This is a genomic window from Deinococcus pimensis DSM 21231 (assembly GCF_000519345.1).
Classification (GTDB): Bacteria; Deinococcota; Deinococci; order Deinococcales; family Deinococcaceae; genus Deinococcus_A; species Deinococcus_A pimensis.
The window spans coordinates 4,051-27,323 of the sequence record NZ_KI912657.1; the positions used below are offsets into that span (position 1 = coordinate 4,051).

The 23,273-nt window shown below is 69.9% G+C and carries 28 protein-coding genes; 15 read left to right on the forward strand and 13 right to left on the reverse strand.

Annotated features, from left to right (window positions below; genetic code table 11):
* The 3 genes from DEIPI_RS31805 to DEIPI_RS35685 all read right to left on the reverse strand — a co-directional run.
* Positions 1–372: TniB family NTP-binding protein (locus DEIPI_RS31805; RefSeq protein ID WP_045234517.1), on the reverse strand; the 372-nt coding region annotated here is incomplete at its 3' end.
* Positions 369–2,432, reverse strand: coding sequence for a Mu transposase C-terminal domain-containing protein (locus tag DEIPI_RS35680; RefSeq protein WP_052351782.1), 2,064 nt, complete (start codon positions 2,430–2,432; stop codon positions 369–371). The genes DEIPI_RS31805 and DEIPI_RS35680, both read right to left, overlap by 4 nt.
* Positions 2,429–3,169 (reverse strand): TnsA endonuclease N-terminal domain-containing protein, encoded by a 741-nt coding sequence (locus tag DEIPI_RS35685; RefSeq protein WP_052351783.1) that lies wholly within the window; start codon positions 3,167–3,169, stop codon positions 2,429–2,431. Before DEIPI_RS35685 ends, DEIPI_RS35680 begins: the two co-directional genes overlap by 4 nt.
* Before the next feature lie 518 nt (positions 3,170–3,687).
* Here DEIPI_RS35685 and DEIPI_RS0116190 point away from each other — a divergent pair.
* Positions 3,688–4,059, forward strand: coding sequence for an immunity 8 family protein (locus tag DEIPI_RS0116190; RefSeq protein WP_052351784.1), 372 nt, complete (start codon positions 3,688–3,690; stop codon positions 4,057–4,059).
* A 114-nt stretch (positions 4,060–4,173) separates the two neighbouring features.
* Here the strand turns inward: DEIPI_RS0116190 and DEIPI_RS0116195 are convergent, their stop codons facing one another.
* Positions 4,174–4,734, reverse strand: a complete 561-nt coding sequence (locus DEIPI_RS0116195; RefSeq protein ID WP_027482455.1) for a hypothetical protein — start codon at positions 4,732–4,734, stop codon at positions 4,174–4,176.
* Positions 4,735–5,179: 445 nt separating this feature from the next.
* On the opposite strand from DEIPI_RS0116195, the gene DEIPI_RS0116205 reads away from it, so the two are divergent.
* Both DEIPI_RS0116205 and DEIPI_RS31820 read left to right on the forward strand, forming a co-directional pair.
* Positions 5,180–5,749, forward strand: a complete 570-nt coding sequence (locus DEIPI_RS0116205) for a hypothetical protein (protein ID WP_157463735.1) — start codon at positions 5,180–5,182, stop codon at positions 5,747–5,749.
* A gap of 87 nt (positions 5,750–5,836) precedes the next feature.
* Entirely contained in the window at positions 5,837–6,328 is a 492-nt protein-coding gene (locus DEIPI_RS31820) for a hypothetical protein (RefSeq protein ID WP_157463736.1), read from the forward strand.
* A 10-nt stretch (positions 6,329–6,338) separates the two neighbouring features.
* Here DEIPI_RS31820 and DEIPI_RS0116215 read toward each other — a convergent pair whose 3' ends face one another.
* Entirely contained in the window at positions 6,339–7,076 is a 738-nt protein-coding gene (locus DEIPI_RS0116215) for a hypothetical protein (protein WP_027482457.1), read from the reverse strand.
* Positions 7,073–7,498: a hypothetical protein gene (locus tag DEIPI_RS31825; RefSeq protein ID WP_027482458.1), complete on the reverse strand. Its 426-nt coding sequence runs from the start codon at positions 7,496–7,498 to the stop codon at positions 7,073–7,075. Before DEIPI_RS31825 ends, DEIPI_RS0116215 begins: the two co-directional genes overlap by 4 nt.
* A 103-nt stretch (positions 7,499–7,601) precedes the next feature.
* On the opposite strand from DEIPI_RS31825, the gene DEIPI_RS0116225 reads away from it, so the two are divergent.
* From DEIPI_RS0116225 to DEIPI_RS0116245, 5 genes are read left to right on the forward strand one after another with little or no spacing between them, the layout of a single operon-like run.
* On the forward strand, positions 7,602–7,952 hold the full coding sequence (locus DEIPI_RS0116225; protein ID WP_157463737.1) for a hypothetical protein: 351 nt from the start codon (positions 7,602–7,604) through the stop codon (positions 7,950–7,952).
* Positions 7,953–7,956: 4 nt separating this feature from the next.
* Positions 7,957–8,592, forward strand: a complete 636-nt coding sequence (locus DEIPI_RS0116230) for a hypothetical protein (RefSeq protein ID WP_027482460.1) — start codon at positions 7,957–7,959, stop codon at positions 8,590–8,592.
* Positions 8,593–8,611: 19 nt separating this feature from the next.
* Complete coding sequence (locus DEIPI_RS0116235) at positions 8,612–9,070, forward strand: Imm7 family immunity protein (RefSeq protein WP_027482461.1); 459 nt, start codon at positions 8,612–8,614, stop codon at positions 9,068–9,070.
* A 43-nt stretch (positions 9,071–9,113) separates the two neighbouring features.
* Entirely contained in the window at positions 9,114–9,542 is a 429-nt protein-coding gene (locus tag DEIPI_RS41000) for a DUF6210 family protein (RefSeq protein ID WP_045234519.1), read from the forward strand.
* Positions 9,524–10,540, forward strand: a complete 1,017-nt coding sequence (locus tag DEIPI_RS0116245) for an outer membrane protein assembly factor BamB family protein (protein WP_027482462.1) — start codon at positions 9,524–9,526, stop codon at positions 10,538–10,540. The genes DEIPI_RS41000 and DEIPI_RS0116245 overlap by 19 nt, the downstream gene beginning before the upstream one ends.
* Positions 10,541–10,553: 13 nt before the next feature.
* Here DEIPI_RS0116245 and DEIPI_RS0116250 read toward each other — a convergent pair whose 3' ends face one another.
* The 4 genes from DEIPI_RS0116250 to DEIPI_RS0116265 all read right to left on the reverse strand — a co-directional run bounded on the left by DEIPI_RS0116250 (position 10,554) and on the right by DEIPI_RS0116265 (position 13,365).
* Positions 10,554–11,075: a hypothetical protein gene (locus DEIPI_RS0116250; RefSeq protein WP_027482463.1), complete on the reverse strand. Its 522-nt coding sequence runs from the start codon at positions 11,073–11,075 to the stop codon at positions 10,554–10,556.
* Positions 11,076–11,103: 28 nt separating this feature from the next.
* On the reverse strand, positions 11,104–12,219 hold the full coding sequence (locus DEIPI_RS0116255) for a hypothetical protein (protein WP_027482464.1): 1,116 nt from the start codon (positions 12,217–12,219) through the stop codon (positions 11,104–11,106).
* Positions 12,216–12,668: a hypothetical protein gene (locus DEIPI_RS0116260; RefSeq protein ID WP_157463738.1), complete on the reverse strand. Its 453-nt coding sequence runs from the start codon at positions 12,666–12,668 to the stop codon at positions 12,216–12,218. Before DEIPI_RS0116260 ends, DEIPI_RS0116255 begins: the two co-directional genes overlap by 4 nt.
* An 85-nt stretch (positions 12,669–12,753) precedes the next feature.
* A complete protein-coding gene (locus tag DEIPI_RS0116265; RefSeq protein ID WP_027482466.1) occupies positions 12,754–13,365 on the reverse strand; it encodes a YIP1 family protein in 612 nt (203 codons plus the stop codon).
* Between the two features lie 291 nt (positions 13,366–13,656).
* Here DEIPI_RS0116265 and DEIPI_RS0116270 point away from each other — a divergent pair, with 291 nt between their 5' ends.
* The 4 genes from DEIPI_RS0116270 (at position 13,657) to DEIPI_RS0116285 (ending at position 16,047) form a co-directional block, all read left to right on the forward strand.
* Positions 13,657–14,394, forward strand: coding sequence for a hypothetical protein (locus tag DEIPI_RS0116270; protein WP_027482467.1), 738 nt, complete (start codon positions 13,657–13,659; stop codon positions 14,392–14,394).
* An 88-nt stretch (positions 14,395–14,482) separates the two neighbouring features.
* On the forward strand, positions 14,483–15,013 hold the full coding sequence (locus tag DEIPI_RS37975) for a hypothetical protein (RefSeq protein ID WP_027482468.1): 531 nt from the start codon (positions 14,483–14,485) through the stop codon (positions 15,011–15,013).
* Positions 15,014–15,161: 148 nt separating this feature from the next.
* The gene (locus DEIPI_RS0116280; protein ID WP_027482469.1) at positions 15,162–15,434 is read left to right on the forward strand and encodes an Imm32 family immunity protein; all 273 of its coding nucleotides are present in this window, start codon (positions 15,162–15,164) and stop codon (positions 15,432–15,434) included.
* 292 nt (positions 15,435–15,726) lie between these two features.
* Positions 15,727–16,047: a hypothetical protein gene (locus tag DEIPI_RS0116285; RefSeq protein ID WP_157463739.1), complete on the forward strand. Its 321-nt coding sequence runs from the start codon at positions 15,727–15,729 to the stop codon at positions 16,045–16,047.
* A 329-nt stretch (positions 16,048–16,376) separates the two neighbouring features.
* On the opposite strand, the gene DEIPI_RS37980 is transcribed toward DEIPI_RS0116285, so the two are convergent.
* Positions 16,377–17,009: a hypothetical protein gene (locus tag DEIPI_RS37980; protein WP_027482471.1), complete on the reverse strand. Its 633-nt coding sequence runs from the start codon at positions 17,007–17,009 to the stop codon at positions 16,377–16,379.
* 119 nt (positions 17,010–17,128) lie between these two features.
* On the opposite strand from DEIPI_RS37980, the gene DEIPI_RS0116295 reads away from it, so the two are divergent.
* Positions 17,129–18,052: a hypothetical protein gene (locus DEIPI_RS0116295; protein ID WP_027482472.1), complete on the forward strand. Its 924-nt coding sequence runs from the start codon at positions 17,129–17,131 to the stop codon at positions 18,050–18,052.
* A gap of 124 nt (positions 18,053–18,176) precedes the next feature.
* Here DEIPI_RS0116295 and DEIPI_RS35690 read toward each other — a convergent pair whose 3' ends face one another.
* Positions 18,177–18,905, reverse strand: a complete 729-nt coding sequence (locus tag DEIPI_RS35690) for a class I SAM-dependent methyltransferase (RefSeq protein ID WP_027482473.1) — start codon at positions 18,903–18,905, stop codon at positions 18,177–18,179.
* A gap of 121 nt (positions 18,906–19,026) precedes the next feature.
* Here DEIPI_RS35690 and DEIPI_RS31840 point away from each other — a divergent pair, with 121 nt between their 5' ends.
* Both DEIPI_RS31840 and DEIPI_RS0116320 read left to right on the forward strand, forming a co-directional pair.
* Positions 19,027–19,350: an ArsR/SmtB family transcription factor gene (locus DEIPI_RS31840; protein WP_245588584.1), complete on the forward strand. Its 324-nt coding sequence runs from the start codon at positions 19,027–19,029 to the stop codon at positions 19,348–19,350.
* A gap of 374 nt (positions 19,351–19,724) precedes the next feature.
* Entirely contained in the window at positions 19,725–20,882 is a 1,158-nt protein-coding gene (locus DEIPI_RS0116320) for a glycoside hydrolase family 26 protein (RefSeq protein ID WP_052351786.1), read from the forward strand.
* 36 nt (positions 20,883–20,918) lie between these two features.
* On the opposite strand, the gene DEIPI_RS31845 is transcribed toward DEIPI_RS0116320, so the two are convergent.
* Positions 20,919–22,340, reverse strand: a complete 1,422-nt coding sequence (locus DEIPI_RS31845) for a replication initiator protein A (RefSeq protein ID WP_045234521.1) — start codon at positions 22,338–22,340, stop codon at positions 20,919–20,921.
* Positions 22,341–23,273: the final 933 nt, after the last annotated feature.

A 23,273-nucleotide genomic window follows, 5' to 3' on the forward strand; every position in this document is an offset into this window, starting at 1 on the left:
CGTGACGCGCGCCCGCGTGACGCCGCCGGGGAGGTTGACGTCGACGGGGTGACGACGCTCGACCTCCGCGAGCAACGAGCTCTTGCCCGCGTTCGGGGGCGCGAGCAGCGTCAGCCACGGCATCCGCACCCGCCGGGGGACCTGCGCGAGCGCCTCGGCGCGTGCGAGCGCCTCGGTGACCCCGTGGTAGGGGATGAAGCACCCGCGCTGGATCCAGGTGCGGCGGACGTCGTCGCCTTCGTCCATGACCGCCGCGACGTTCGGCGCGAGGTGCGGGAAGCGCGCCGCGAACTCCGCCGCGCGAGCCTCGTCGACCGGCACGGCGGGCACGCCGTCGTGGGGGTCGTGGGGATCGTGGTGGGGGGTGGTCACGCGGTCACCTCGTCCGTCAGGGCGTGGGCGTCGTCGGCGAGGCCGTCGAACAGGTTGGGGGTGGCGGCGGGCTTCGCGGCGCGGTCACGCCGGGGGTCCCCCTTGCGGGCGCCCCGTTCGGCGCGGACGCGGCGTTCCTCCGCGCGGGCGGCGGTCTTCTTGGCGTCGATGGCGGCGTCGACGATCTCCTGGCGGTCCAGGACGCTGTCCATGACGCGGCGCGTGTCGACGGCGTGGTGCCCGGCCTGCTTGTCCGCGGCGAGCGCGGCGCGGTACTCCCACAGCGTCACGGCGGGCAGCGCGGTGTCGCGGTAGCCCAGCTCGAGGTAGCGTTCCTCGTCGGGCAGCCACAGGTACGCGCGGCTCACGTCTCGCGGGTCACGCCGAAGGATGTACCTGGTCCCGTCGAGGACGCGGGGGCGCAGCGCGTCGTCCCAGTAGCGCAGGTAGTCCCAGACGACGCCCTCGCGCTGCACGGTGACGGTGGTGTGCGGCAGGGCGTGCAGGCGGAGCAGTTCGGCGGCCTCGCCTTCGAAGCGGTCCTGCATGCCGGGGCCGCTGAGGCCGTCGTCACCGCCGACGTCGCGGCGGTACCGGTCGAGGGGGGTGGTGTGGATCCTGCTGTGGACGGTGTTGTTGTACTCGTCGATCAGCTTCGCGACGAAGCGGTCCGCCCCGTCGAAGTCGAGGACGGCGTTCCCCTCCGCGTCGTACTCCCCTTTCTCGTGGACGCTCGAGAGCGTCGCGCCGGGGACGCCCTTGACGCGGCCCATCAGGGTCCCGACGACGCGTTCGACGTGCCCGCCGAAGTGCGGGCGGCCGCTGGGGCGGAACTTGAGGCGGAAGCCCAGCAGGCTCGCGAACAGGGCGAGGGTGCGGCCGCGGAACTCCCGGGCGTTGTCGACATGCAGGGTGACGGGCACGCCCCAGACCTGGAAGGGGTGCCGGAAGCCGTACTCGGCGACGAGGCCGTCCTTGGGGAGGATCGCCCGGGCGAGCGCGAGCGTGACGGTCAGGGCGCTGGGCGCCTCGAGGGACACGGACCACCCGACGATGACGCGGGAGCGGACGTCGATCACCACGGTCAGCCACGCCCGCCCGATGGGCTTCCGGGTGCGGCGGTGCACGATGATCAGGTCCAGACGAGTGTGATCCATCTCCCATTCGTCGTTGACTTCGAGCACCTCGTGCTTGCCGCGGGTGCCGCGCCGGGCGTGCGCGGCCTTGCGGCCGCCGCGCGCCATGATCAGCTCGACCTCGTCGAGGTCCGCGACGCGCGCGCGGACGGTCTTGTCGCACGGGACGGGACAGCCGACCTCCTCGCACAGCGCGCGGACGAGGTGGTACAGGTCCGCGAACAGCGTCCGCGCGGTCTCCGCCTGCCGGGCGCGACTCCGGGCGAGGCTCGTGGGCGTGACGCCGGCCTTCTTGACCTTCTTGGTCTTCTTCTCGGTCTGCGCGTCGAGTTCGGCCTGACGGCGCGCGCGGGCGGTCTGGGCGGCGCGAGTGACGCCGTCGGGGGTGAGGACGTCCGGGCGGGGCGCGTCCTTTCGGCCCAGCAGTTTGGTGTCGAGGGCGTACGCGACGATCTGCTCGGTGACCTCGTCGAGCCGCGTGACGCCCTTGTCGGGTCGGTCGACGCGGGCGAACACCCCGGCGCCCGCGTCGAGGTAGGCCTTGAGGGTACGGTACGCGGTGGCGACGCTCACTCCGAACTCCCGCGCGACGGCCGTGACGGCGGCGCGGGAGCCGTCGGCGTCCACGGCCCGCTGCACGGCGAGCGCGAGCGTCACCTTGGGTTCGACGCGGGCCTTCCACTCGCGTTCGGGGATGCTGGCGAGGTCCCGGCGGACGCGGCGGTCCTGGGCGGGCTGCGCGTCGGGATGCGCGAGGTTCGCGATCCGCAGGGGCTTGGTGGACGTGTTGGGGTGACCGCTGCCGTGCGGACGTCCGAAGACGGTGCCGTCGTCCTGCACGCGGCCCGCGAGGGTGAAGAGCAGGCCGGTGCTGACCTCGCGGACGAGGGCGCCCTTGCGGGCGGGGGTGGCGAGGAGCTTCACGCGTCCTCCGGGAACACCCGCAGGTCCGGGTCGTCCTCGGGGTGCGGGGGCGCGGGGAGGATGGGGGCGTGCGGGGTGAGGCGCGCGGTGAGGTCCATGCGGACGCGGCGGTGCGCGACGAGCGTCCAGAGGGTCTGCACGGCGTGCCAGTACGCGTCGCCGCCGGGCTCGCCGAGGGTGAGGGCGAGGTCGTGGGCGGTGGTGGGGTCGTCCGCGCGGGCGTCGAGGTGGCGCAGCAGCGTGCGCGCGACCCGTTCGTCGACCTGCTTGACGGTGTAGCGCAGCAGCCGGGTGAGGGTGGGCAGCGTCGGGGTGTGGATGAAGCGCTCGTCGAGGACGACGAAGGTGAGGTCGTTCGCGTCGGCGTACGCCTCGGCCGCGCGGAACTTCGGGTCGAGGGCCTCGGCGTGCTCCTCGAGGTCCTGCGCGAACTTCACCTCGACCAGGCGGTCGGGGCGGGGCGTGCCGTCCCGGCGTGGGTGGAGGCGCACCAGCAGGTCCGGGGTGTAGGGCGTGCGGCCGCGGCGGCCCGGGTAGTCCAACTGGACGGGTTGCGCGGTGTAGGCGCGCACGGTGGGGTCGAACGCCACGCGGACGTGCAGGTCCGCCTCCAGCAGGCTCTCGTAGGGCACCGCGGGGTGCGGTCCGGCGGCGGGGGTGACGCCGGTGGGGTTCCAGCCGCTGACGGGCACGCGGTCGGGGCCGCGCCGGCGGGCGCGCTTCTTGCGGTCGGGCATGTGGGTCTCCCGCTCCCCCGTCGCGGCGGAGTGGATACCGCCGCGTGCCGCGTCTGCGGCGGGGGAGCTCCTCACGAGTAGCACATTCGTGAGTTACGCTGCAACCGTAAGGCCCGGGGGTGACCGGACCGTGAAGGTGCGACCCCAGCATGACACGGTTCGCGCGCGGAGATGCTGCCGATGCACGTTCTCGTCTCACCGCAGTCCCGGAGGGGCGTGTGGACGGGCGCGCGCGCCTACGGCAGGGGCAGAACGAGCGGGACAGCGGGCCGCGGGCCATGCAAGCCTCCTCGGCGGACGGAGAACGACGCCACCGCCGTCAAAGGCTGCCCCTGAGGCGAGCCTCGGCGTCACGCCCCCGTCTCCCCTTCCCTCCGGGGTGAGCTCGTGCGTCGGGGTGAACCGCCGTCCCGGCGGGTGACGGTCAACGCGCCGTACGCAGACGGCGGCGCCCCTACACTGAAGGCGTGCCCCTCGGTGAGGCCTTCGCACCTACGATCAGGACGCGATGGAGGAACATGCTCGAGGCTGAGATCAAGGAACTCTACTCGCTCGACGTCCCGGAGGCGCTCGAACAGTTCCGCCCTGATGACCCGCGCGACGTCGGGATCACCGTCCGCATGATGGTGGGTACGGCGGGGGATGACGCGGCGGACTCGTTCGACGTGCTGGTGTGCACCCCGAGGTGGCTGGAACGCGAGATGGTCAACGGGAGTCATCTGTGGGGAGACGGGCTCCTCCTGGTCAGCGAGTACGACTGGAGCCTGGTTCAGTCCGTGCTGACGTCGAGGGTCTCGCGCTGCGTGGGTGAACGCTGGGAGGACGTCGCGGCCCGGCTCTCCAGGTTCTCCCGCTGGGAGTTCGAGGGTTACCAGCCGTACCAGCCGTAGCCGGTCCGCGTCGACCAGCTGAGAACCCCACCCCTGCCTGCCGCGTCCGCCGCCGCTTCGCCCCGTCGCGCTCCACCGCGTGGGTATGCCACCCGGGGTCCCGCGCGGGGCTCCTCAGGTGGGTCGCGTCCTGCGTTCGGTGCGGGCCTCGCGTGCGGCGACCGCCTCCTCCTGCGTCTCGAGCGCCAGCCGGCCGCGCCGCACGCAGATCCACTGCTCATGCCCGTCCTCACCCGGGGGCGGGTGGAACAGCGCCCACTGCGGCTGCGTGTCCAGCGCCGCGAAGGCCTGCACGGCCCGTCCGTCCGCGAACGCCAGTCGCAGTTCCGGCACCCGCAGGGCGAGCGTCACGTCCGACACCTCCGCGCCGACGAGCCCCGCGATGCCGCGTTCCATGCGGCGGTCCGGGCTCTGCGAGCCGAACAGGATCGAGCGGGGGCCCTCCACCCGCCAGTCCCACGGGATCATCACGCTCCACGGCCCCGCGACGAACGTCCGCGCGGGCAGGACGCGACCGCTGGACAGCACCAGCTCCTTACGGGAACCCACCGGCACGAGCTCACCGAAGTCGAGCAGCAGCGCCGTCCCCCCGCCCCGGTACGCGCGGCTGACGCGCTGTCCCACGAGGGGCCGGGTGAGGCGTTGGAAGTCGTCCGCGCTCAGGATCCTCGGCACGGACGGACCGTACCACGCGCGTCCACCTGCCCGCATGCAGACGACGCGCCCGGAGCAGACCTGCGGACGCCCGCCCGGGGTTCGGCGTGTACCCTCGGAGCATGACCTCCGCCGAGGAGTACCACGACGAGCCCAACCGTCGGCCCGGAGGGCGTGTACGCGCCCCTGCGGCACTTCCTGATCCTCCCGACGACGCATGTCGTGGAAGTCGTCGCGTACGAGCCTCCGGAGGTCGAGTCGTCCGGCCAGCACGAAGCGGGAGCGACACCGGGATGGGTTGGCCGGACGAAGGCACGGTCAGCGAGGACGAGAAGGGCCGCTCGGCGTTCAGGTTGATTCTGCGCTGTGAGGGCGCGACCATCGCCGAGCCAGGAAGGGCGCTGCCAGACCGCGTGCTCGGGAACGCGGCGTGGCAGGACACCAACCTCGGTTGCTGGACGGCGCCGTGAGGCGAGGCAAGTTCAGCGAGACGGACGCGCGGGCGCTGCTGGCCTTCCTCGATTCAGGCCAGCTCGGCCCGGTGCGGCCCGGCATGACCCGCGAGGAAGTCGTGACGGTCCTCGGGCCCCCCTCGGTCATGAGCGACCCTCGCGTGGTGAACGAGGGGTACGAGATCCTCTGGTACGGCGCGTCGCTGGAGCTGCTCTTCGGTGACGGCGTGCTGTTGTCCCTCAAGCTGCAATACAAGTGGCAGCGTTGGCGACACCGACGCTTGAAGCTCCCGGGGGTGTTCGGCGCGCCTTGGGCGAGGACCATGGCGAGCTGGAGTCAAACGCGCATGAGGACGTTCCTGCACGCGCACGGGCAGGGCTTCGCGCTGTTCAAGGAGTACGACGGGAGGCTGTCGATGCGGTTCCCGGGCGGTGGGCTCGTCGTGTGCTCCCCGCGTGGGCGCATGGGACTCCTCGAGGTCGTCTACCACACCAAGCCGTACGTCTTCCCGATCTCGGCCGGGGCATGGCAGGCGCCGCCGACGCCACTGAGCCCACGGGCGCGACCGCGCCGATCGGGGTGACGGGACGCGCGGTCGTGTGACCCGCGTCAGGAGACGCCATGTGCAACGACCGCCTCCAGGGCGGCTCGGGCTTCACGGGAGGGTGACATGCACGATCAAGCGAGGTCAGGGACGTCCGACGTCGACACGCGGTTGGCGCGGGCGTTACGCGCCGTCCTCGACCCTATGCCCGAAGGCGCGGTCTTCGAGGTCCATCCCTCGTCGGACCTGGCGTCCCTGCTGGAGGTTTACCTGCCGCGTCTGCTCGCGCGGCGGTACCCACAGTGGGCGTGGGAGACGCTGGACGCCGTGTTCGTGACGCGCGCCCGCAAGGTCGGGCCGCGCGCGGCGGACCTCGCCGGCGCGGCCCTGCTGATGAGCGACCAGACGCTCACGCCCCTGTCCGTGCGGCTGGCGCTCGCCGAGTCGGGTGACGAGGTCGCGTCGTACGAGGTGCGGCTGGGTGAGCCGGGCGGGGGTCGGCTGCGCGTCTCCGGACCGCTCTACGGCAGGAGCGGCGTGTTCGTGGAGTCCGTCGCCGCGCGGTTGGACGACATCGCGTGGGTGTACCGCGTGGCGGGCGACATGGAGGACGACTGAGCGCCCACTTCTACACGCCGAGCACGATCCGCAGGGCCGCCACCGCCCACCCGTAGGCCTCCACGAGGTCCTCGTCCTCACGTTCGTACGCCAGGCGACGCCCCGCTTCGAGCCGGGCGAGCGTCTCGGAACGCATGAGCCAGATCCGAAGCTGCGCGCCCTGCCCCGGCCGGGCGTCCCAGAAGCCGTCCGTGACCAGCGCCGCGCGTTCAGTGTCGAACAGCGCGTTCACGACGCTCGCGAGGTGATCCGTGGCCGGGTCGTCCGTCCGCGCCTCCCACGCGTGAAGGTACGGCGCGAGGCTGAGGTTCGTCTGCGCCACCGCGCCCAGCGTCGTCACGGCACGTCCGTCGCTCGACTCCACATTGGTGTCCAGCACGTCCGCCCACCACGCGTCCAGGAAGGCCAGGATCGCCGCGCGCTCACGCTCGGGCCAGGCGCGCCACCCGGCCGCCTCGAGCTTCCCGAGCACGATCTCCTCGTTCGTGACGAGGTCCCGGCGAGCGGTGAGCTCCAGCAGACGCGGCAGGGCGAACCGCAGGAGGTCCTCGTCCCCGACCGTGGTGATCGCGTGCGAGGCGTACGCGTCGAGTTCACCCGCGGGGACGTCCCGGAGGGGCAGGCGGCGCAGCGCGCCCAACTCACGCTCCGGGTCACGCAGGGAGGACATCTCCACGTGTGCGGGCATGCCGTAGGAGGAGAACGCCGCGTACAGCCCGTCGATCGCGGCGCGCAGCGAGTCGTTCACGCGTCCCGGTACCAGGCGCGGATGCCCGGCGTGCTCGACGCGACGAGCAACACAAGGGCGAGCAGCACGTGCAGCGCGGCCAGGCTCACCGTGACGCCTCGGGCGGAGTCACTCGCGGCGCTCGACAGGAAGAGCGTGACGAGCAGCCCGCCGGGCACCTGCACCGCACCGAGCACCCTCGCGGTGTTCAAGACGCTCGTGTCGCGGAAGCGCAGGGCCCACGCGGTCCCCGCGCACAGGACCGCCCAGGTGAGGGCGCCGGCGATCACCGGACTAAAGATGATCGCGCCGATGGGCTCGCTGAGGTTCGCGAGGATCATCGCGACCAGGAACGCGGCCGCACCCGCGGCGAGGACACTCGTGACGAGCAGGGGCGCGGTCAGCAGCCAACGTCCAGCGGGCCCAGCGGCAGGTGAGGTCATGGTGAGCCGATCGTACGAACCCCGGAGCGTGCAGATGTCCCGACGTGACGAAGACGCCCGAGGTCGCGCGTCTCGTAGTAGTCGCGTGTCGTACAACAGAAGCGTGACCGCGAACGTGCGGCTGACCCTCGACCTGGACGCCTCGTCGAGCGAGGCGGTGCGGCTCACGCGCCTGCTGGGCCTGCTCGACCTCGTCGAGCGCGGCGTGGTGCACGTCGACGACGCCGAATGCGTGCTCCTCAACCCCTTCCGCAACACCCGCCCCGCCGCGCTCGGCGTCCGTCCGGAAGTCCTGGAGCTTCTCGAAGCGAGCTTCTTCCTCGGAGACACCTGGAGGCTGGGCGACGCGTCCTTCTGCAGCACCCTCAAGCAGCTCCGCGAGGACGCCCTGAAGTGCCTGACGGCCGAGTCCCCGGCGCCCCTGCGGGTGCGCCTCTCGGTCGAGGGAACCTGACGGGGTGGCCACCACCTTCGAGGTCTACCCCGGCAGCGCGGTCGTGCCCTCGTTCGAGGCGGTCCGCGCGCTCAGCGAGCACAAACTCCACGCGTTCCTGCGTGACCACGACCTCCCGGCGCGGCCACGCGTGAATGTCGAGCGGTACCGCAGCCGCATCAGCGTCTGGGGTGACGAACCCGTGGAGCTCGACGTTCACGCGCCGTTCCTCATTCCGGATGGTGAGTACGCGTGGTTCACCGTGCAGGGCGAGTCCAGCGGGACGGACGCGTCCACCCACAAGGTCCGGACGCTGACGAAGCAAGACCCTGACCTCGGCCTGCCGTTCCCCGCCGAACACCTGCTGGACGGCCGGGTGCTGGACGCGGCGCGCACGGTGGGCCGCTGCTGGTCGTTCCGGCGCTCCGCCGGGCAGCCCGCGCTGGTCAACGTGCTGTACGGGACGCTCGCGTCCGCGCTGGCGGAACTCACCCTCGGGGTGGTGTACTCGGACGACGGCGCCTGGGACTACCAAGCGTTCCCGGCGCGGCCGGACGACTTCGACCGCGTGTACCTCCGCGCGGACGCCGCGCTGAGCGACAAGTTCCGCACGTGGAGTGAGCTGAACCTGACCTGGCTGCGCGAGACGCCGGGCACCTGACGAGGTCGAAGGAGACCACATGTACGAGTTCCACGGCTGGGTGTGCATCCGGAAGTCCGTGCAGGAAGACATGGGGGGCGTCACGAGCACGATCTTCCACGACATGCTCGTCGGCGCCGTCCGCGACAGACTCGCCGAGCAGAACCTCGACGACACCGGCCACAACCCCTTCTTCCGCTTCACCCCGATAAACGGGGAGTGGTTCCTGACGTTCGGCGGGAACCTCGACCACCGCACGACGTACGAACCGCTGATTCACGACCTGCTCGGCCTGATCGCGCGGGAGGGGCCCGGGTCGTACGGGCTGATGTACTGGCGTGACGACGAGTACGACCCGCCCGCCGGTGCGGAGAACTTCCAGGTCCTCGTCCTCGCCCGGGGCGTCCTCACGACCCGCTTCGACCCGTTCCTGTCCCCGGTCGTCCCGCTCATCCAGGACCCGTACGTGGACGACGAACCCCACGGGCAGGCCCCATGAAGCGCCCCGCGCGTGACGCCCGCGGCGGGCGTGGAGGACCCGGATGACGACCGAACCCCTCGTGGTGAACCTCTCCCTGACGCTGGAGCAGGCCGCGCTGATCGTCCGCATGCCCAGCGGCGTGCATTACACCAACCAGACCGGCGGCACCTCATGTCACCACCCCGAGGCGGAAGGCGTGCTGGTGCCCCTGGAAGACGAGAACAGCTGGTTCCAGAAGCAGTTGGAGGCGATCTTCGAACCGGCGGGCGCGACCGTCGGTCGGTCGGGTCTCACGACCGCGACAGCGGACGCGCTCGACGAACTGCTGCGAGGTCAGCAGGAGATCTCCATCCGGGTGGACCGCGCGCGTCTGCTGGAGTCCGAGGAGGCCTGGGTGTACGTGCACGTCCACCCGAGGGAGAGCGAGCTCCCGATCATGCAGGGCTTCGGCGTCCGGGAGGCCGTGCTGACGTGGCTGAACAGCGACTGACGCCACGCTGGGCGTACCCCACCCACGAGGGCGTGTCCACCCTCGCGCGAGTGGGTGACGTGGTCGTGACGGCCGTGCGGCGCTCGCAGGTCGCCGCGCTCGACCTCCGCACGGGCGAGGAGCGCTGGCGAGCGAGGCATGTGAACGCCGCCGGGTGGGACCTCGACGTCAACTCCACGCACGTCGTCGCGCGCGGGCGAGACCACCTGATGGCGCTGCACCTCGCCACGGGTGAGGTCGCGTGGCGCCGGGACGTCCCGTCGTTCTCCGGGTGGCCGCGCGTGCACGGCGACCGCGTCCTGGTCGGCGGCTGGAGAGCGTACACGCCACTTCAGGCCTTCGAGCTGCACTCGGGCGCGCCGCTCTGGCAGCGCGAGGTGACCCAGGCGCCCCTCCGGACGGCGGTGTACACGCCCCTCGCCGCAGCGACGGTCGTGACCCCGGATGGCCGCGTGACCTTCTTGAGTCTCGACAACGGACGTGTCCTGCACGAGGTGAGCCTGCCTGACCTCACGTCCGGGCAGAAGACGGACTGGATCCCGACGGGACCGCTCGGCACGCCGGGTGAAGCGCTGCTGTTGCGCGGTGAGGGCGACCGCGTGTACCGCCTGTCGGGTGAGGACGTCCGGGTGGAGGAGCGCTCGCTGGGCGCCGTGCCGTTCACACGGGCCCTCCGGGAGCGCGCGGGCGAGGTGTTCTTCCAGGACTCGGAGCGTGCCCTACGCGTTTACGACGTGGCGCGGGACACGACCGTCCGGCTGGGCTGGCCGCAGCACAACGCGTCGTGGATCCTGCCGGTCACACGCGTAAGTGACGGGTCGGTGGTGATGGGCACGTCCTTCGGGCAGCTCCTGCGCTTCTCCCCGCAGGGTGGGATCATCGGCGCGGCGCTGGTGGGACGGCGGGTGCAGACGGAACTGCACGTGGAGGGCGACGTTGTGGTGTTCGGGACGCGGGACGGGAGCGTGATCGCCCTCCCCTGGCGGGCGCTCCGCTGACCGAACGCCGCCCTCACGGCGTCCAGCCAGGGCCGCCTGCGGTCGGGATGCCGTGCGTGTCACACCACGTCTGGATGGAGTCAAACGTGTCGTCGTGTACGACGTCCGTGAACAGCAGTTCCGACAGTCCACCCGACCCGTCGAACAGCACGGTCACGCCGGTCTCCCCCACCTGGGTCGCGCGGACGTGCTCCGCCGTCCCGAAGGTCAGCAGCATCCGGTCGTCGTCGTACGCGTCCCCGCAGGACCCCTCGGGGAGGGCCATGAGGGTCACGTCCTCGGACGCCACGATCGTGGGGAGTAAGGCGAGCGCGCTCAGGTCCTGCCGCGTCCCGCCCATCTTCTCGACGTCCACCACGGTCCCGTCCCTCCGGACGGTCACGAGCGCGCTCGCGAAGGCATCGTCCGGGTCGCCCAGCCATACGAGCCAGTCGTCATCCTCGTCCCCGACGGAGGCGTTCACGTCGAGCCGACCCAGGGTCGGCGCGACGAACGCGCGGTACCGCAGGTCGAGCGGCAGGCAAAGGGGGCTCATGGGTCGAGGCTACGCCCAGGCGTGACGGTCACGGCTCCGGTTCGTCCGGCGGACCGCTGAGGTCGACCAGCGGCAGGGCACGGGCCTGGGCGTACCCCGAGGCGTCCCACTCCAGCGCGACGCGCGACCCGATCGTCCGGTACCCCCACGGCAGCATCGACGTGGGGACGTCCGTGGTGTGGTAGAGGACGCGAGGGTCATCCTCGTGCCGCTCCAGCAGGAGTTGGGAGTACCCCTCGGGCAGGTGGGAGAGCACCTGGGCAGGCTCCCGGAACGCCCACGAGCCCACGGGCGGCGTGGACGTCCGCTCGGGTCGTCGGACGAGCGTGAGCTGCGACGCCGGGAGTCGCCCGCCTGTCCAGTCGGTGAGGTCCGGCGTGTCGAATCGCACGAGGTATTCGCCGAAAGGTTTCAGCCAAGTGAGTTGCACGAACCCGACGCGTCCCGCGCGCAGCTCCAGGTCGGGTCTGTCGATGAGGAGCCGCACGTCGTCCCCCGCGTCGAACCGCTCTTCTCCCGTGGTGATCACGATCACGCCTGCTCGCCGCTGGCGCGCCGCGTTCACCGCGTCGAGCAGGGTGGGCAGCGCGCCCCACCCGGGGTCGAGCACGAGCCGCTCCGCTTCGCGCAGGCCGCCGAGCAGGTCGTGGAGCCGCTCGACCTCCTCCAGCGTCCAGAAGGCCAGGGTGGGTGGGCTTTGCGGGTCGTCCGGTACGAACGGCTGCACCTCCGGGTCGCGCAGGACCGGTCGACCCGTGAGGATGAACGTCACGAGCTCCGCCGTCTCCGTCAAGCCGCGGTCCACCAACGCCTTTTCGAGCTTGACGATCTCGTCCCGTCGGATCGTCGGGACGGCCGCCCGCTTCCACCCGTCCGGTGGCAGGTGGGTGTCCGTGAACAGACCGTAGTACCACGACAACGTCTCGTCCACCATCCAAGGCACCCGCGTGCTCGCGGCCGCCAGGGCGTCCCGTCCACCCTGCCTGACTTGTCGGATCACGTTGAGGACCCGACGGCCGAGGAAGTCGGGGTGCTTCTCCAGCCGCTCGGCGTACCAGTGTTCGAAGTCGTCCAGCGGTCCGGAGAGGAAATGAGAGACGAGTCCGTCGGGCGACCCGAGGTAGAACGACGCCGAGACGCTCATCGTGGCGGCTCGTCCACGCACAGGACCGGCGTCGACGCGAACACCACGCCCGACAGGCGGCACGCGTCAAGGACGTCCCGCACGTCCTCGGGGAGGTCCTGGAGGTGCAGCGCCCGCGAGGGGAAGAACATGGCGCGCAGCACCTGCTGCGCGGGTGACCCGCTGTCGTCCCACTCGGTGTCGTAGGTGTACAGGCCGCGCTCGGCCAGCTCCTCCCAGGAGGCGTAACACCCGTCTCCATCGTCTTCGCGCATAGGACGGGCGTCGCCGAGCACCGGGAGGCCCTCGATCACCTCCAGGGCGCCGTCGAACATGTTCACATCGACGACGAACTCGGGCAGCAACGCGCTCCCGGCCGTCATGAACGCGCCGACATGGCCCTCGTCGTCCACCGCGAGCCACACCGGATCCAGCCCGGCCGCTTCCTTCAGGAACCGCCACGTCGTCATGGGCCCAGCCTCCCCCTTCGAGATCGTCTTCCGCTCCACGCGCTTCTCCGCGTCCACCTATGGTGGCACGCCCTCGTCCCCGCCCTCACGTGATCAGAGGGCGGAGCAGCGAGCCCAGCAGGACCAGGACCACCGCGACCAGCACGTTCGTGGCGATCAGCAGGCCCAGCGCGTTCAGGACGTTCCGCATCTCCACCCGTGCCAGACCCAGGACGAGCAGCACCACCGACCACACGTTCGCCACCGCGAACAGTGCCGACTCCACGGGGCTCGTCCCGACCGCCGCGCCAGGCGCGCCGGGCGTCACGAGGCGGGCGAGCACCGCCAGCGCGGCGAGCAGCACCAGCGGCAGGAACGACCACGCCACCACCCGCCGCGTGACGTGCACCTCCAGCGGGTTGCGGAACGGCCGCGCGACCAGGACGAGCAGCGGTGGGTACAGGGCGAACACGAGGGTCACGAGGAGCGCCGAGATGATCAGGGCCGAGAGCAGCCCTACGACGGCCGAGCACGCCGTTTCTCCCCCAGGCGGCTGAACCCACGCGACGAGCACGAGCACGACCGTGAGCGCCACCCCGAGCGGTACGAAGGGATAGGCGCGAGGGGAGCGGGCGAGGGCGCTGAACGCGCGGCGGGGCGCGAGCAGCACGTCCCGCACGAAGCTCAGGATGGCCGGACGGTCGGACTCGTGCAGCATGAACCCTCTAGGGTGGGGCGGGCGTGACGTCAGGGGGTCGGCGCGGCGGGCGGCCTCGCGTGGGTGAGGGTGCCCGCGAGGGACGGGGCACCCCACCGTAGTCGGACGGGCGGACCGGGCGCGTTGGGGTGACGCTCAGACGATGGGGGCGTGTCCCCGCGCGGACGACAACTGGCCGGACGAGGAGGGCGGGCAGCGCTGCACCTCAAGGATGGGGCCCCACACGCCGGGAGCGACGCGGCGTCCGGCGGCGGTGTTGAACCGATCCTCGCGGAGGTGCGAGGCTGAGGGGTGACCAGCACCGACGAAGGCTCCCGGCACGACGGCCCACCTCAGCTGCGGCGCGTCGACGCGTCCGCGTCCGCCTGGGTCCGTGCTGCCACCCGACCCTGTCAGGAGCGCGCGGTCGTAGGAACGCTGCTGCCCGGCGGGTACGACGCGTACGTCAAGGTCCTGCATCCGTTCTGGCTTCCGCGGGGCATGACGCTCGACGCCGCTCTCGCCCGGCGGCATGACGACGAGACGGTCGAGGAGCTCGACGAGCCAGGCACGACGCGCGCCGGGCCCTTCGAGTGGGCTCGTTTGACGTGGCGGGATCTGATGGGCGCCCTGCGCCTGCCGCTCACGCCTGAGGTGGACGAGGACGTCGTGCCGGACCTTCCCGAACTGAGGTACCCCTTCGTGGGCGTGCCGGACCCCGCGACCCTGCGGGCGCTTGGTCGGGTGCTGACGTCCTTCACGAGCGGCGGGTGCCTGTTGAGGCTCGGCGAGCTCGGCGGGGCGGACGTGATGCTCGAAGGGACGCTCGCGGACGTCGTCGAACACCTGACGCTGGGCGTGAGCGGCGACCGCGTGACGTGGTGGTCGGCGGACCGTGCGTGGTGCGTGGCCGCGCACGAAGCGGCAGAGTTCACGCTGGTGGCGGGCAGCGAGACGCTCGCGCGGGCGCTGCTGGCGTGCGCGGACCTTGAAGGGCTGCGGGTCGAGCTCACGACGAGTCTGCGCAGCGATGCTCGCGGGCGGGATTGAGGGAGAAGCGGCCCGGTGTGGTCGCCAATGCGTTCCCACGAGCGTGCCTCGTGGTGTTCAAGGCCCGCCGTGTTCGGTAGGCTCGGGCATGACGACCATAGGGGACGAGGCGCTTTACCGCGCGCTGGCCGTCGGGGGCGCCACGCCCGTGGAGGTGGCGCGTGAGGCGCGGCGACGTGGGGTGCCGGCGATGACGGTGATCCTGCTGGTGCGGCGGGTGTTCGACCTGTCGCTCGTGGTCGCCTTGGACGCGTACGTGCAGGCCGAGCACAGCGTCACCCTGCACGAGGACCAGGGGCAGCTCGGGGAGATGGTCGAGGCCGAGGCCCGGCAGGCTGAGCTCGACCGGACGTGGGAGGACACGCTGACGCGGGCGCGGGACGTGCTGGGACAGGGCAGGAGCGTGGAGGACGTGCTTCGTCTGCTACGGAGCGCCGGGTACGGGAAGATTGACGCCATGCGCGCCTTGAAGACCCTCGGCGTGATGACCCTCCGGGAGGCGAAGCGCGCCGTGCACCTCAGCGACGCCTGGGCAGACCAGCGCGCCCGCGACGACACGCTGCACGACGAGGCCGAACGCGCCCTCGGACGAGAGGACGAAGGGACGGACACGGGCTGACCTCGCGAGGGCGGGGCTCGTGCGTCCCACAGGAGGGGCCTGGATTGTATCGGGTTGATGTCCTGACGCGCGGACAGGACGACCCTCCGGCGGGCCTGGAGAACGTTCGGGTGCTCGGTCCGTCGGCGTGCACGCGTACACCTCAGGCATGCCGAAGCTCATCCTCGACGTGCCCGACCACCTCCTCGGAAAAGGGCTCCGAGCTTCCTGGGACGACGGCTTCCGGATCGCCGTGCGCGTGGAGGAGGGTGAGGTGTACCTGCACGCCAACGACGCGGGTCTGCGTTCACTCGCCCGGCTGCTGCTGGGCCTCACTCTCGACGGCGTGCCTGACGCGGCCCATGGGCACCTCGACGACCTGGGCGGCCTCGAGGAAGGCTCCGCCGGACTCACCGTCGGGAAGCTCCCCGACCAGCCGTGAGTCGCGACGACGGGCACGCGCGGCGCACCCACGCTTGCCCGAACGTCCCCGTCTGTTCCTCTGGACGCCCCGTGGACGTGATCGAAGTCGGGCGGGCAGACCGGGCGCGTTGAGGCGGGGTTGAGGTGATGGGGGCTTGTCCCCGCGCGGACGACAGGCGGTCGGGAGCGAGGACGCTGCCGGCATTCCAGGGCGGTCCGCGTCGATCGAGCGGCCTTCATGGCTTCTTGACCGACTCGGCGGACGCCGACTTCGCGCGGTCGCCCGTGCGCCAGGGGTGATAGTCAGAAGCGTGCGGGATCATCGGCATGAAGGGCGCGAGGCGCGGTACGTCCGCCTAGTCGTGACGTTGCGGGCGCTGGCGGGCGTGTCGTATCTGAGCGTGGTGGCCGCCCAGTTTCGGTTCTTCGGTTTCAGGGAACAGTGGTGGAGCGTCTTGTTCATGAGCGTGCTGGGGTTGTCGTTGATCTTCGAGCCGTGGCTGCGCCGCGCGTCCCTGAGCTGGTGGCGACCCCGGCCCCTCAACGGGACCGTGTGGAACGTGCTGCTGCACGTGGGACTCCTCGTGGTGCTGGTCGCGATGAACGTGGTGCTCTGGTCCCTCGCTCCCTGAGCTCGGGCCCCTCGCGACGCCGTGGGACGGTCGGACGACTGCACCCTCCACCCGCGGCTTCCGACGGACGCTGCTCCTTCGAGGGTGGCTGACGCACGGGGTGTCCGCTCACGAGGCTGCCCGAGCGTCAGCTCGTCGGCCGAGCCGTGCCCCTCGGGCGGGGCACGGTCACGACGCGGCGGGCGCCGCCCCCACCGGACCTGCGCCCTCGACGGCCACAAGGAAGGCCACGCCGGGCTCACCGTCGGGAAGCGTTCGGAGCAGCCGTGAGCCTCGACGGAGGGAACCCTTGCGGCGACGGGCGGTCTCCTCGGTGGCCCAGGCGCCCGTCACGTCCTGCGGAACGCGCGGCGCAACCCCTCGGCGTGCACCTCGCCCCACGCCCTGAGCTCCTCTCTGAGCGCGCCCTCGGGGCGCAGGTACCACCCGTCGAAGTCCCACGGCCAGGCCGGGAACCGCTCGGCGTCCCATGCGCCATCTTCGGAGTACACCACCCCGTGCGTGAGTTCCGCCGTCGCGGACGCCAGCAGGCCGTACAGTAACACGATGGCCGAGGGCTGCCCGGCGGAGCGGCGGAAGGACCAGCAGCGCCCGGACGCCCGCGCCGTCTCGAGCACCGCGGGCGCGTCGAAGGTCTCGACCTTGAACGGCAGCTCCCACACACCGAACTCGTCATCGGCGACCTCCAGCCTGACCGGCTTGGTGTCCGCGTCCGTTCCACCCAGGACGCCGTCAATGGTGAACCACGCGTACTGATCCTCCGGCCAGACGAACGGGAGGTCGAGGGAGAAGGGGGCCGCATGGTGGTCGTCCCATCCTTGCAGCGCGACGTGCACGGTCGGGCGCGCGTCCACCCCGAGGGATCGCAGGTACCGGTGCAGCTTGTCCTGCGTGAGGTCCCGCACCGCTCGGAAGGTCGGGAGGTCCGAGTTGCCCGGAAAGACGAAGAACGTGGTCGACACGCCACATCGTCGCACGCAGTTGATCCGGGAAGGGCGGCGGGGTCATCCGCGAGGGTGCCCAACGGACGCTGAGCCTCACGCTCAGCCCTCACGCGTGCCCTGAGCGTACCCTCACGGTGATGCCCGAGCTTCACCTCGCCGACCGCGTCATCCCGCTCGGACGGGGAACGGTCACCTTGCAGCGCGCCCTGCCTCGCCCCGACCTCGCCCTGAGCAAGCAGAGGGAGCTTCTCCAGGCGGACCTGCTGGTCGTGACGTACCCGAACGACGGCACGTTGCAGGTCGGCTGGAGCCCTCCGCACGACCCCGAGGGGGAGTTCGTCCTCACGATGCGCTTCACGTACGGCGACACCCCACTCGTCCAGGAAGCGCGGACGGGGTCGCTGCACAACCTTGTCTTTCTCGTGGAGGAGGCCGCCGCGCAGCTGGACGTCCAAGCGGACGGCGCGTCATGGCGGCTGCTGCCCGGCGTGCCGCGCTACGAGCGTCTCGGCACCGCCCTGTGGTTCACGCGGGTCATCCACGAGCGAACTCGGCTGTACCTGCCCGTCACCGCGGTCGAGGAGAACCTCGATTCCGCGCGGGTGGTGGCGCTCGTCGACGCCGGTGAGTACGGCGAAGGTCTCGGGTGGGATGCGCAGGACCGCGAGCGCCTCCCTGAGTTCGCTTCGCCCGCCCTGGTAGGAGAGGTGTTCGTCACGGACACGGGTGAGACGTCGTTCGTGACGGTGGAGGACGCGCAGTCCTGGGTGTGGGACGCCTTGCAGCGAGGAATGGACGAGGCGGCGCTGGTCGCGCGTTTCGACCACGCCCGTCGTCATGGCGCACCCCTAGATCCACCCGCTGCGGAGGCGGAGCTTCCCCTGGAGCGCCTGTCGTTCCTGTGGGACGGTCGTGAACCCGGGTGGGAGGTCCGCGAGGTCGGCCGGGAGATCCTGTACCACCGACCGTCGAGGTCACCGCTGGCGTGGTGGGCGTCCGAGGAGGCGTACGTGGCGCTCGTGCGGATCGCGCGGACGCACGGGGTTCCGCGGGTGACCTGACGGGGCCGAGGCGGACTCGCTCGGGTGCGGCGGCTTGCGCTCGAACGGCTGGGGTTGTGACGGGCGTCTGAGGGTTGTCGGTGGGTGAATCTGGTCGCACGGAGGGCTGGTGAAACCAGCGGTGTCAGGCCGTCTCAGTCGCGCTCATAGTTGCGCGTGACACCCCGGAACGGACCGCGCTGACGATGCCCAGCCGGGTCGTGACGTCCCAGGTGCCCATCTCGACGGTCGATTCGAGATGACGATCCAGGCGTTCCACCTGACTTGCAGGCACCGAGTAGGTGTCCGCCAGGATCATCAAGGCCTCACGGTGCGCCCGCACCCGGCCCGTCACGATCTCCAGACCTGCTCCCGGGAAGACCGCCCCGACGAGATTCAGGAGCGCGTCCTGGGGCGTGTCCGTGTCCTCCCGCTCCAGCGGGTCCCCGACGGCTTCCCAGAACTCGCGGAGGTGCCCGGACGCATTGACGGCCGCTACGAGCGTCCCGCCCGCCGTCAGCACGTCGTGACAGGCCTGTAGGACTGCGATCGGATCGACGACGTGGGCGAGGGTATGCAGGACCGTCACGACGTCGAAGCGAGCTTCCAGCGAGCGGAGGTCGGCCGCGTCCATGATCTCGAAGGTGGCTCCGGGCACCTCGGCACGGGCCCGACCGACGAGCCGTGCGTCCACGTCCACCCCGACCCGCGACCGTGCGCCCGACAACAGCGACAGAAAGCTGCCCGAGGCACAACCCACGTCCAGGACCGCCTCGTGGGGCGGCACGCGTGCCGCGACGAGCCTCACCGGGTCCCGGCCGAGCTCCGCGAGCAGCCGGCGTCGTCGCTCGTACCGATCGGGTTCCTGTCCCATCACGCCTCACGCTAGCAGGGGCCGGTCGGCGAGCGGACACAGAGGCACAGGCCCTACGCACTCCGGCTTATTTGTATCCTGATCTATATAGATGGCTGTCTATATAGATCAGGATCTAACCGTGACCGCCGATCTCCCCCTCGACCAGTTCAAGGCACTCGCCGACCCGACGCGCCTGCGCGTCCTCGCCTTCCTGCTCAAGGTCGAGCAGGACTTCCGCCGCGACGGCACCTGCTTCGGCGGCAGCATCTCCGCCCACCTGGGCCTGTCGCAGCCCACCGTCAGCCATCACATGCGCGCCCTCGTGGACGCCGGGCTCGTCCGGGCCACGAAAGAGGGAACCACCGTCTACTACGACCTCGACCCGGCCGGCTTCGAGCGCGTCGAGCGTGCGCTCGCGCCCTTTCTGGCCGTCTCACGGACACCACGGGAGGACCAGCCATGAATCATCGGAACTTCGCCGACCACGTCGCCCGGCACGAGGAACGGGTCCAGGCGCATCTGCTCGACCGCCGCCTTCGCAGGGAACTTCCTCACCCTGGCCTGCGCCACGTGCTGGCCACGCTCTTACGTCTCCTGGCCGACCGAGTCGAACGAGGTGGGGTTCCCGTCTCGAACCCCGCCCGTCCCGCCTGAACCCCAAAGCAGCCGGAGATGAGGCGCGAATGAAGCTCCTCCGGACCAACCGTCTTGTCACGAGCGCCCGGAGCGCCGACGATATGAGGACACAGACCTTCGTCAACGCGCCGCTCACCCTCCTTCCCCGGTGACGGGCCGCCCACGTCCTGCGGTCGAGTCCACGGTCCGGAGAGGTCACACATGCACCAGCGCGGGTCGTTCGTCACGACGCTTCTCATCGTCTCACTCCTCGTCGCCTGCGGATCCGCACCTTCACGGGACGGCCTCACCGGGGCCGGCGGCATCGAACCGGCCGCGCTGCCTTCTCCTGCCCTGCTCGGCGTCTACTACGGCAATCAGGGCTGGCGGATGGATCAGGTCCAGGCGCTGGAGCAGTGGAGCGGACGCAAGAACGCGGCCGTGCTGCTCTTCACGGACTGGTGCTCGCGGAACATCAAGAATCTGTTCGCGCAGCAACTGCCGAACATCTGGAACAACCGCAACGTTCCCATCGTGACCTGGGAGCCCTTCCTCTGCAGCGGCGATTCGGACGACATCGAGGTTCGCATCGCCCGGGGCGAGTTCGACGGGTACGTCACGACCTGGGCGGAGAAGCTCCGGAGCTTTCTCGCCGGGACCGACGGGATCTACGGGTCATCCGACGATCGCAGAGTCTACCTGCGCCTGGCGCACGAAATGAACGGCGACTGGTACCGCTGGGGCGCCGCCCTCGGCGGAAACGACCCCAGGGACTACGTCGCGATGTGGGCTCACGTCTTCGATCTGGTGACGAACGTCGTCGATCCCGGCGGCGCGAGCGGCACGCCTCGTGCTTCACGGCTTTCCTGGATCTGGTGTGTCAATCACCAGGACGTCGGGGGCCGAACGGCGGAATCGTTCTTCCCCGGCCGCGACCGTGTGGACTGGATCGGGATCGACGGCTACAACTGGGGCTCGTCTCAGACCTGGTCGACGTGGAAGTCTCCGGCCGAGACGTTCGATCCGATGCTCGCGCGGGTGCGCTCGATCGCCCCTGATCTTCCGATCGCGTTGACCGAGGTCGCCAGCAGTTCGAGTGGGAGTGCGACCTCAGGAGCGGGAAGCAAGGGAGGATGGGTCCTTGACCTGACGTCGTACGCCTCGTCGAGCGGGATGAGGATGGTCGTTTGGTTCGACGAAGACAAGGAGACGGACTGGGCCGTGTTCGGCGGCTCGGGCGGCAACGGAACCGTCAGGATCGGCAGGACTTCCTACCGTGTGTACAAGGAGTACCCTGCCGCCGTGGCGAACCTGACGACCTCGCAGATCGGGAACCCTCGCCTCCTGACGGACGCGCAGTTCGTCCTGGGAGGCCCGTGAAGGCCTTCGGAGGGCCCGGCACGACCAATGAGACGTTCACGAGTCCAGAAGGGCCTGACGGGCCGCTCGTGCGGGATCGGCGGCCTCCTTGACGAGCGCCTTGAGAAACGCCTCGACCCGATTCTCGTACAAGGCCTTGAGAGCCTCTCGTTCGATCGTGACGGCGTCGAGCACACCCGCGGCGACAGCGGAACGGATGGCACCCACTCGAGCCGGTCCGATCTTGGACAGGTGAGTACGGCAGAGCAGCGTGAGCCGTTCCACCACGTAGTCCGCCTGTTCCTCCAGGGTGAGGGCGCGAATTCTGCTCTCGTGGGCGCGGCGCACGGCTTCAGGGTCTTCCTCGACGACTTCGGAGGTGGGTGTGGTGACCTTTGGTGTCGGGACCTGGCGGGAGGGAGCCATGAACCCGGGGGGGTCCGGATAGCGTTCGCCGTCGTCCTTGAGCACGCTCACGACGAATCCGGCGTGATTCTGGATCCGGTCCGCGTCCCTGGCCAGCAGGAACTCGGCCTTGGACAGGCGATGGATGAGGTCGTCACGGGAGATCTCGTTCACGATGCTCAGCGCGACGTGCCGACCAACGCCGTGACGCACGATTCGTGATACGAGGTCAAGCCCGTACGGGAGTCCATCTCCGAAGCGGTAGACGATGCTCTGCTGGCTCCCTGTGCCCTCGTACTCCACCGCGGAGAGGTACCCACGCTCTCGCAGATCGTCGTGTGCCTTCTGTAACGTTCGCTTGATCCGGCTGGGGATGAGGTCCTTGAGTTTGCACTCCTCGCCCCAGGCGACGAGGGACATGCGCAGCTCCATGGTGATGACCTTCGGGTCGGTCGGGTCGTAGCGTTTCGCGTCGAGGAGGCGGTAGACGCTGCGGGTGAGTGGCCGTTCGAGTTGTTCGAGCAGGACCGGGTCGAGCGGTTTGATGTACTGCGCGCGGACGCTCTGGACGAGCGCCTTGGGCAGGCCGATGCGAATCACGGTTCCCTTGCCGATGCCTCGTTGCGCGCTGTCGTAGGCGAGGCGTTCGAGAAGCGAGAACGTCTGCGTGGTCCAGCGCCGTTGTCCGTGATTGCGCCAGGCGTTCTGGGTCACGAACTTGGCACTGTTGAGCCGGTGAAGGCTCGCGTGGAGGTTCTGGTAGTAGCGTCCGCCTGTGTCCAGTCGGGCGTACTGCAGGATCTGGTGGGCGGTGGCGATCACGTCTCCGTCCTCGGGCGCTCCACATTCCGCGAACAGGGCGAGGATGGCGTTGAGGATGTCACCGTCGAGGCCGTGTGGAACTCCACCGAACTCACTGGGCGCGACGCACGAGAGGCGAGCAGGTTGCCCGTCGAGGTCGAGATCGACCTCCCAGCTGGTGTAGTCGTCCGGAATGCGCTCCTGGATGCAGATGAGTCCGAGCCTGCCGAGGTTGAGCTCGTCGATGCGTTCCAGGCGATCTCCCGGGGACATGGGCCGTTCACCGCGAAGCCCTGTCATGGACCGCTCTGTCTTGGTACCCTTCCGCTCCGCGTTCACCCTGAGGTCATTGAAGCAGAAACCCCGCTGATGCTGCCAGTCTCTGATTGGAAAAGAAGTTGATGATTAAAAAAAAAGATTGATCATCATCAGAGGGAGGCGAAAAACCCCGTCCTGGAGCGGACTACCCCTCCAAAACTGACCGAGATGTCCGAACTTTTACCCCCAAAACTGACCGAGATGTCCGAACTTTTGCCCTCAAAACTGACCGAGATGTCCGAACTTTTTCGCCAAACTGACCGAGATGTCCGAACTTTTACTGACCGAGATGTCCGAACTTTTGCCCCCTGAACTGACCGAGATGTCCGAACAAATGATCCGAAATCGGACCTCGACTGACCAAGATGTCCGAACAAAACGGCCCGATTCGACGCCCGCCCGTTCGGACATCTCGGTCAGTCCTCCTGGACTTCCTTCGGAAAGAAAAGCTCGTCCAGGACGAGATCCGACCGCTGAAGACCGACTGACTGACCGAGATGTCCGAACATCGACTGACCGAGATGTCCGAACCGCCGCCCGCTTGACCCGCCGGGCGTGCCACACGGGAGGTCGTTGACCTCTCGAACACGCGTAAGCGAACAAAAACACCGATGGGAACGCGGGTCGCGATTCGGACATCTTGGCTAGACAGGCTATTCGGACATCTCGGTCAGTCCTCCCTTCGGCCATCGTCATCCCTCGAAGCCGGGAGCGCTCGACCACCGAACCCCCGCAAGGCTCACCCTGGCCGACACGACCGAAGCGAGGACACGATCGTCGCCCCCGACCTCACCAGCGGACACACCGGACGCACCCCACAGGGTGTCGCCGCACCCGGAAGTGCGGACCCACGGGACCCGACCACGGCCGTCGGGCCCCGTGGGTCCG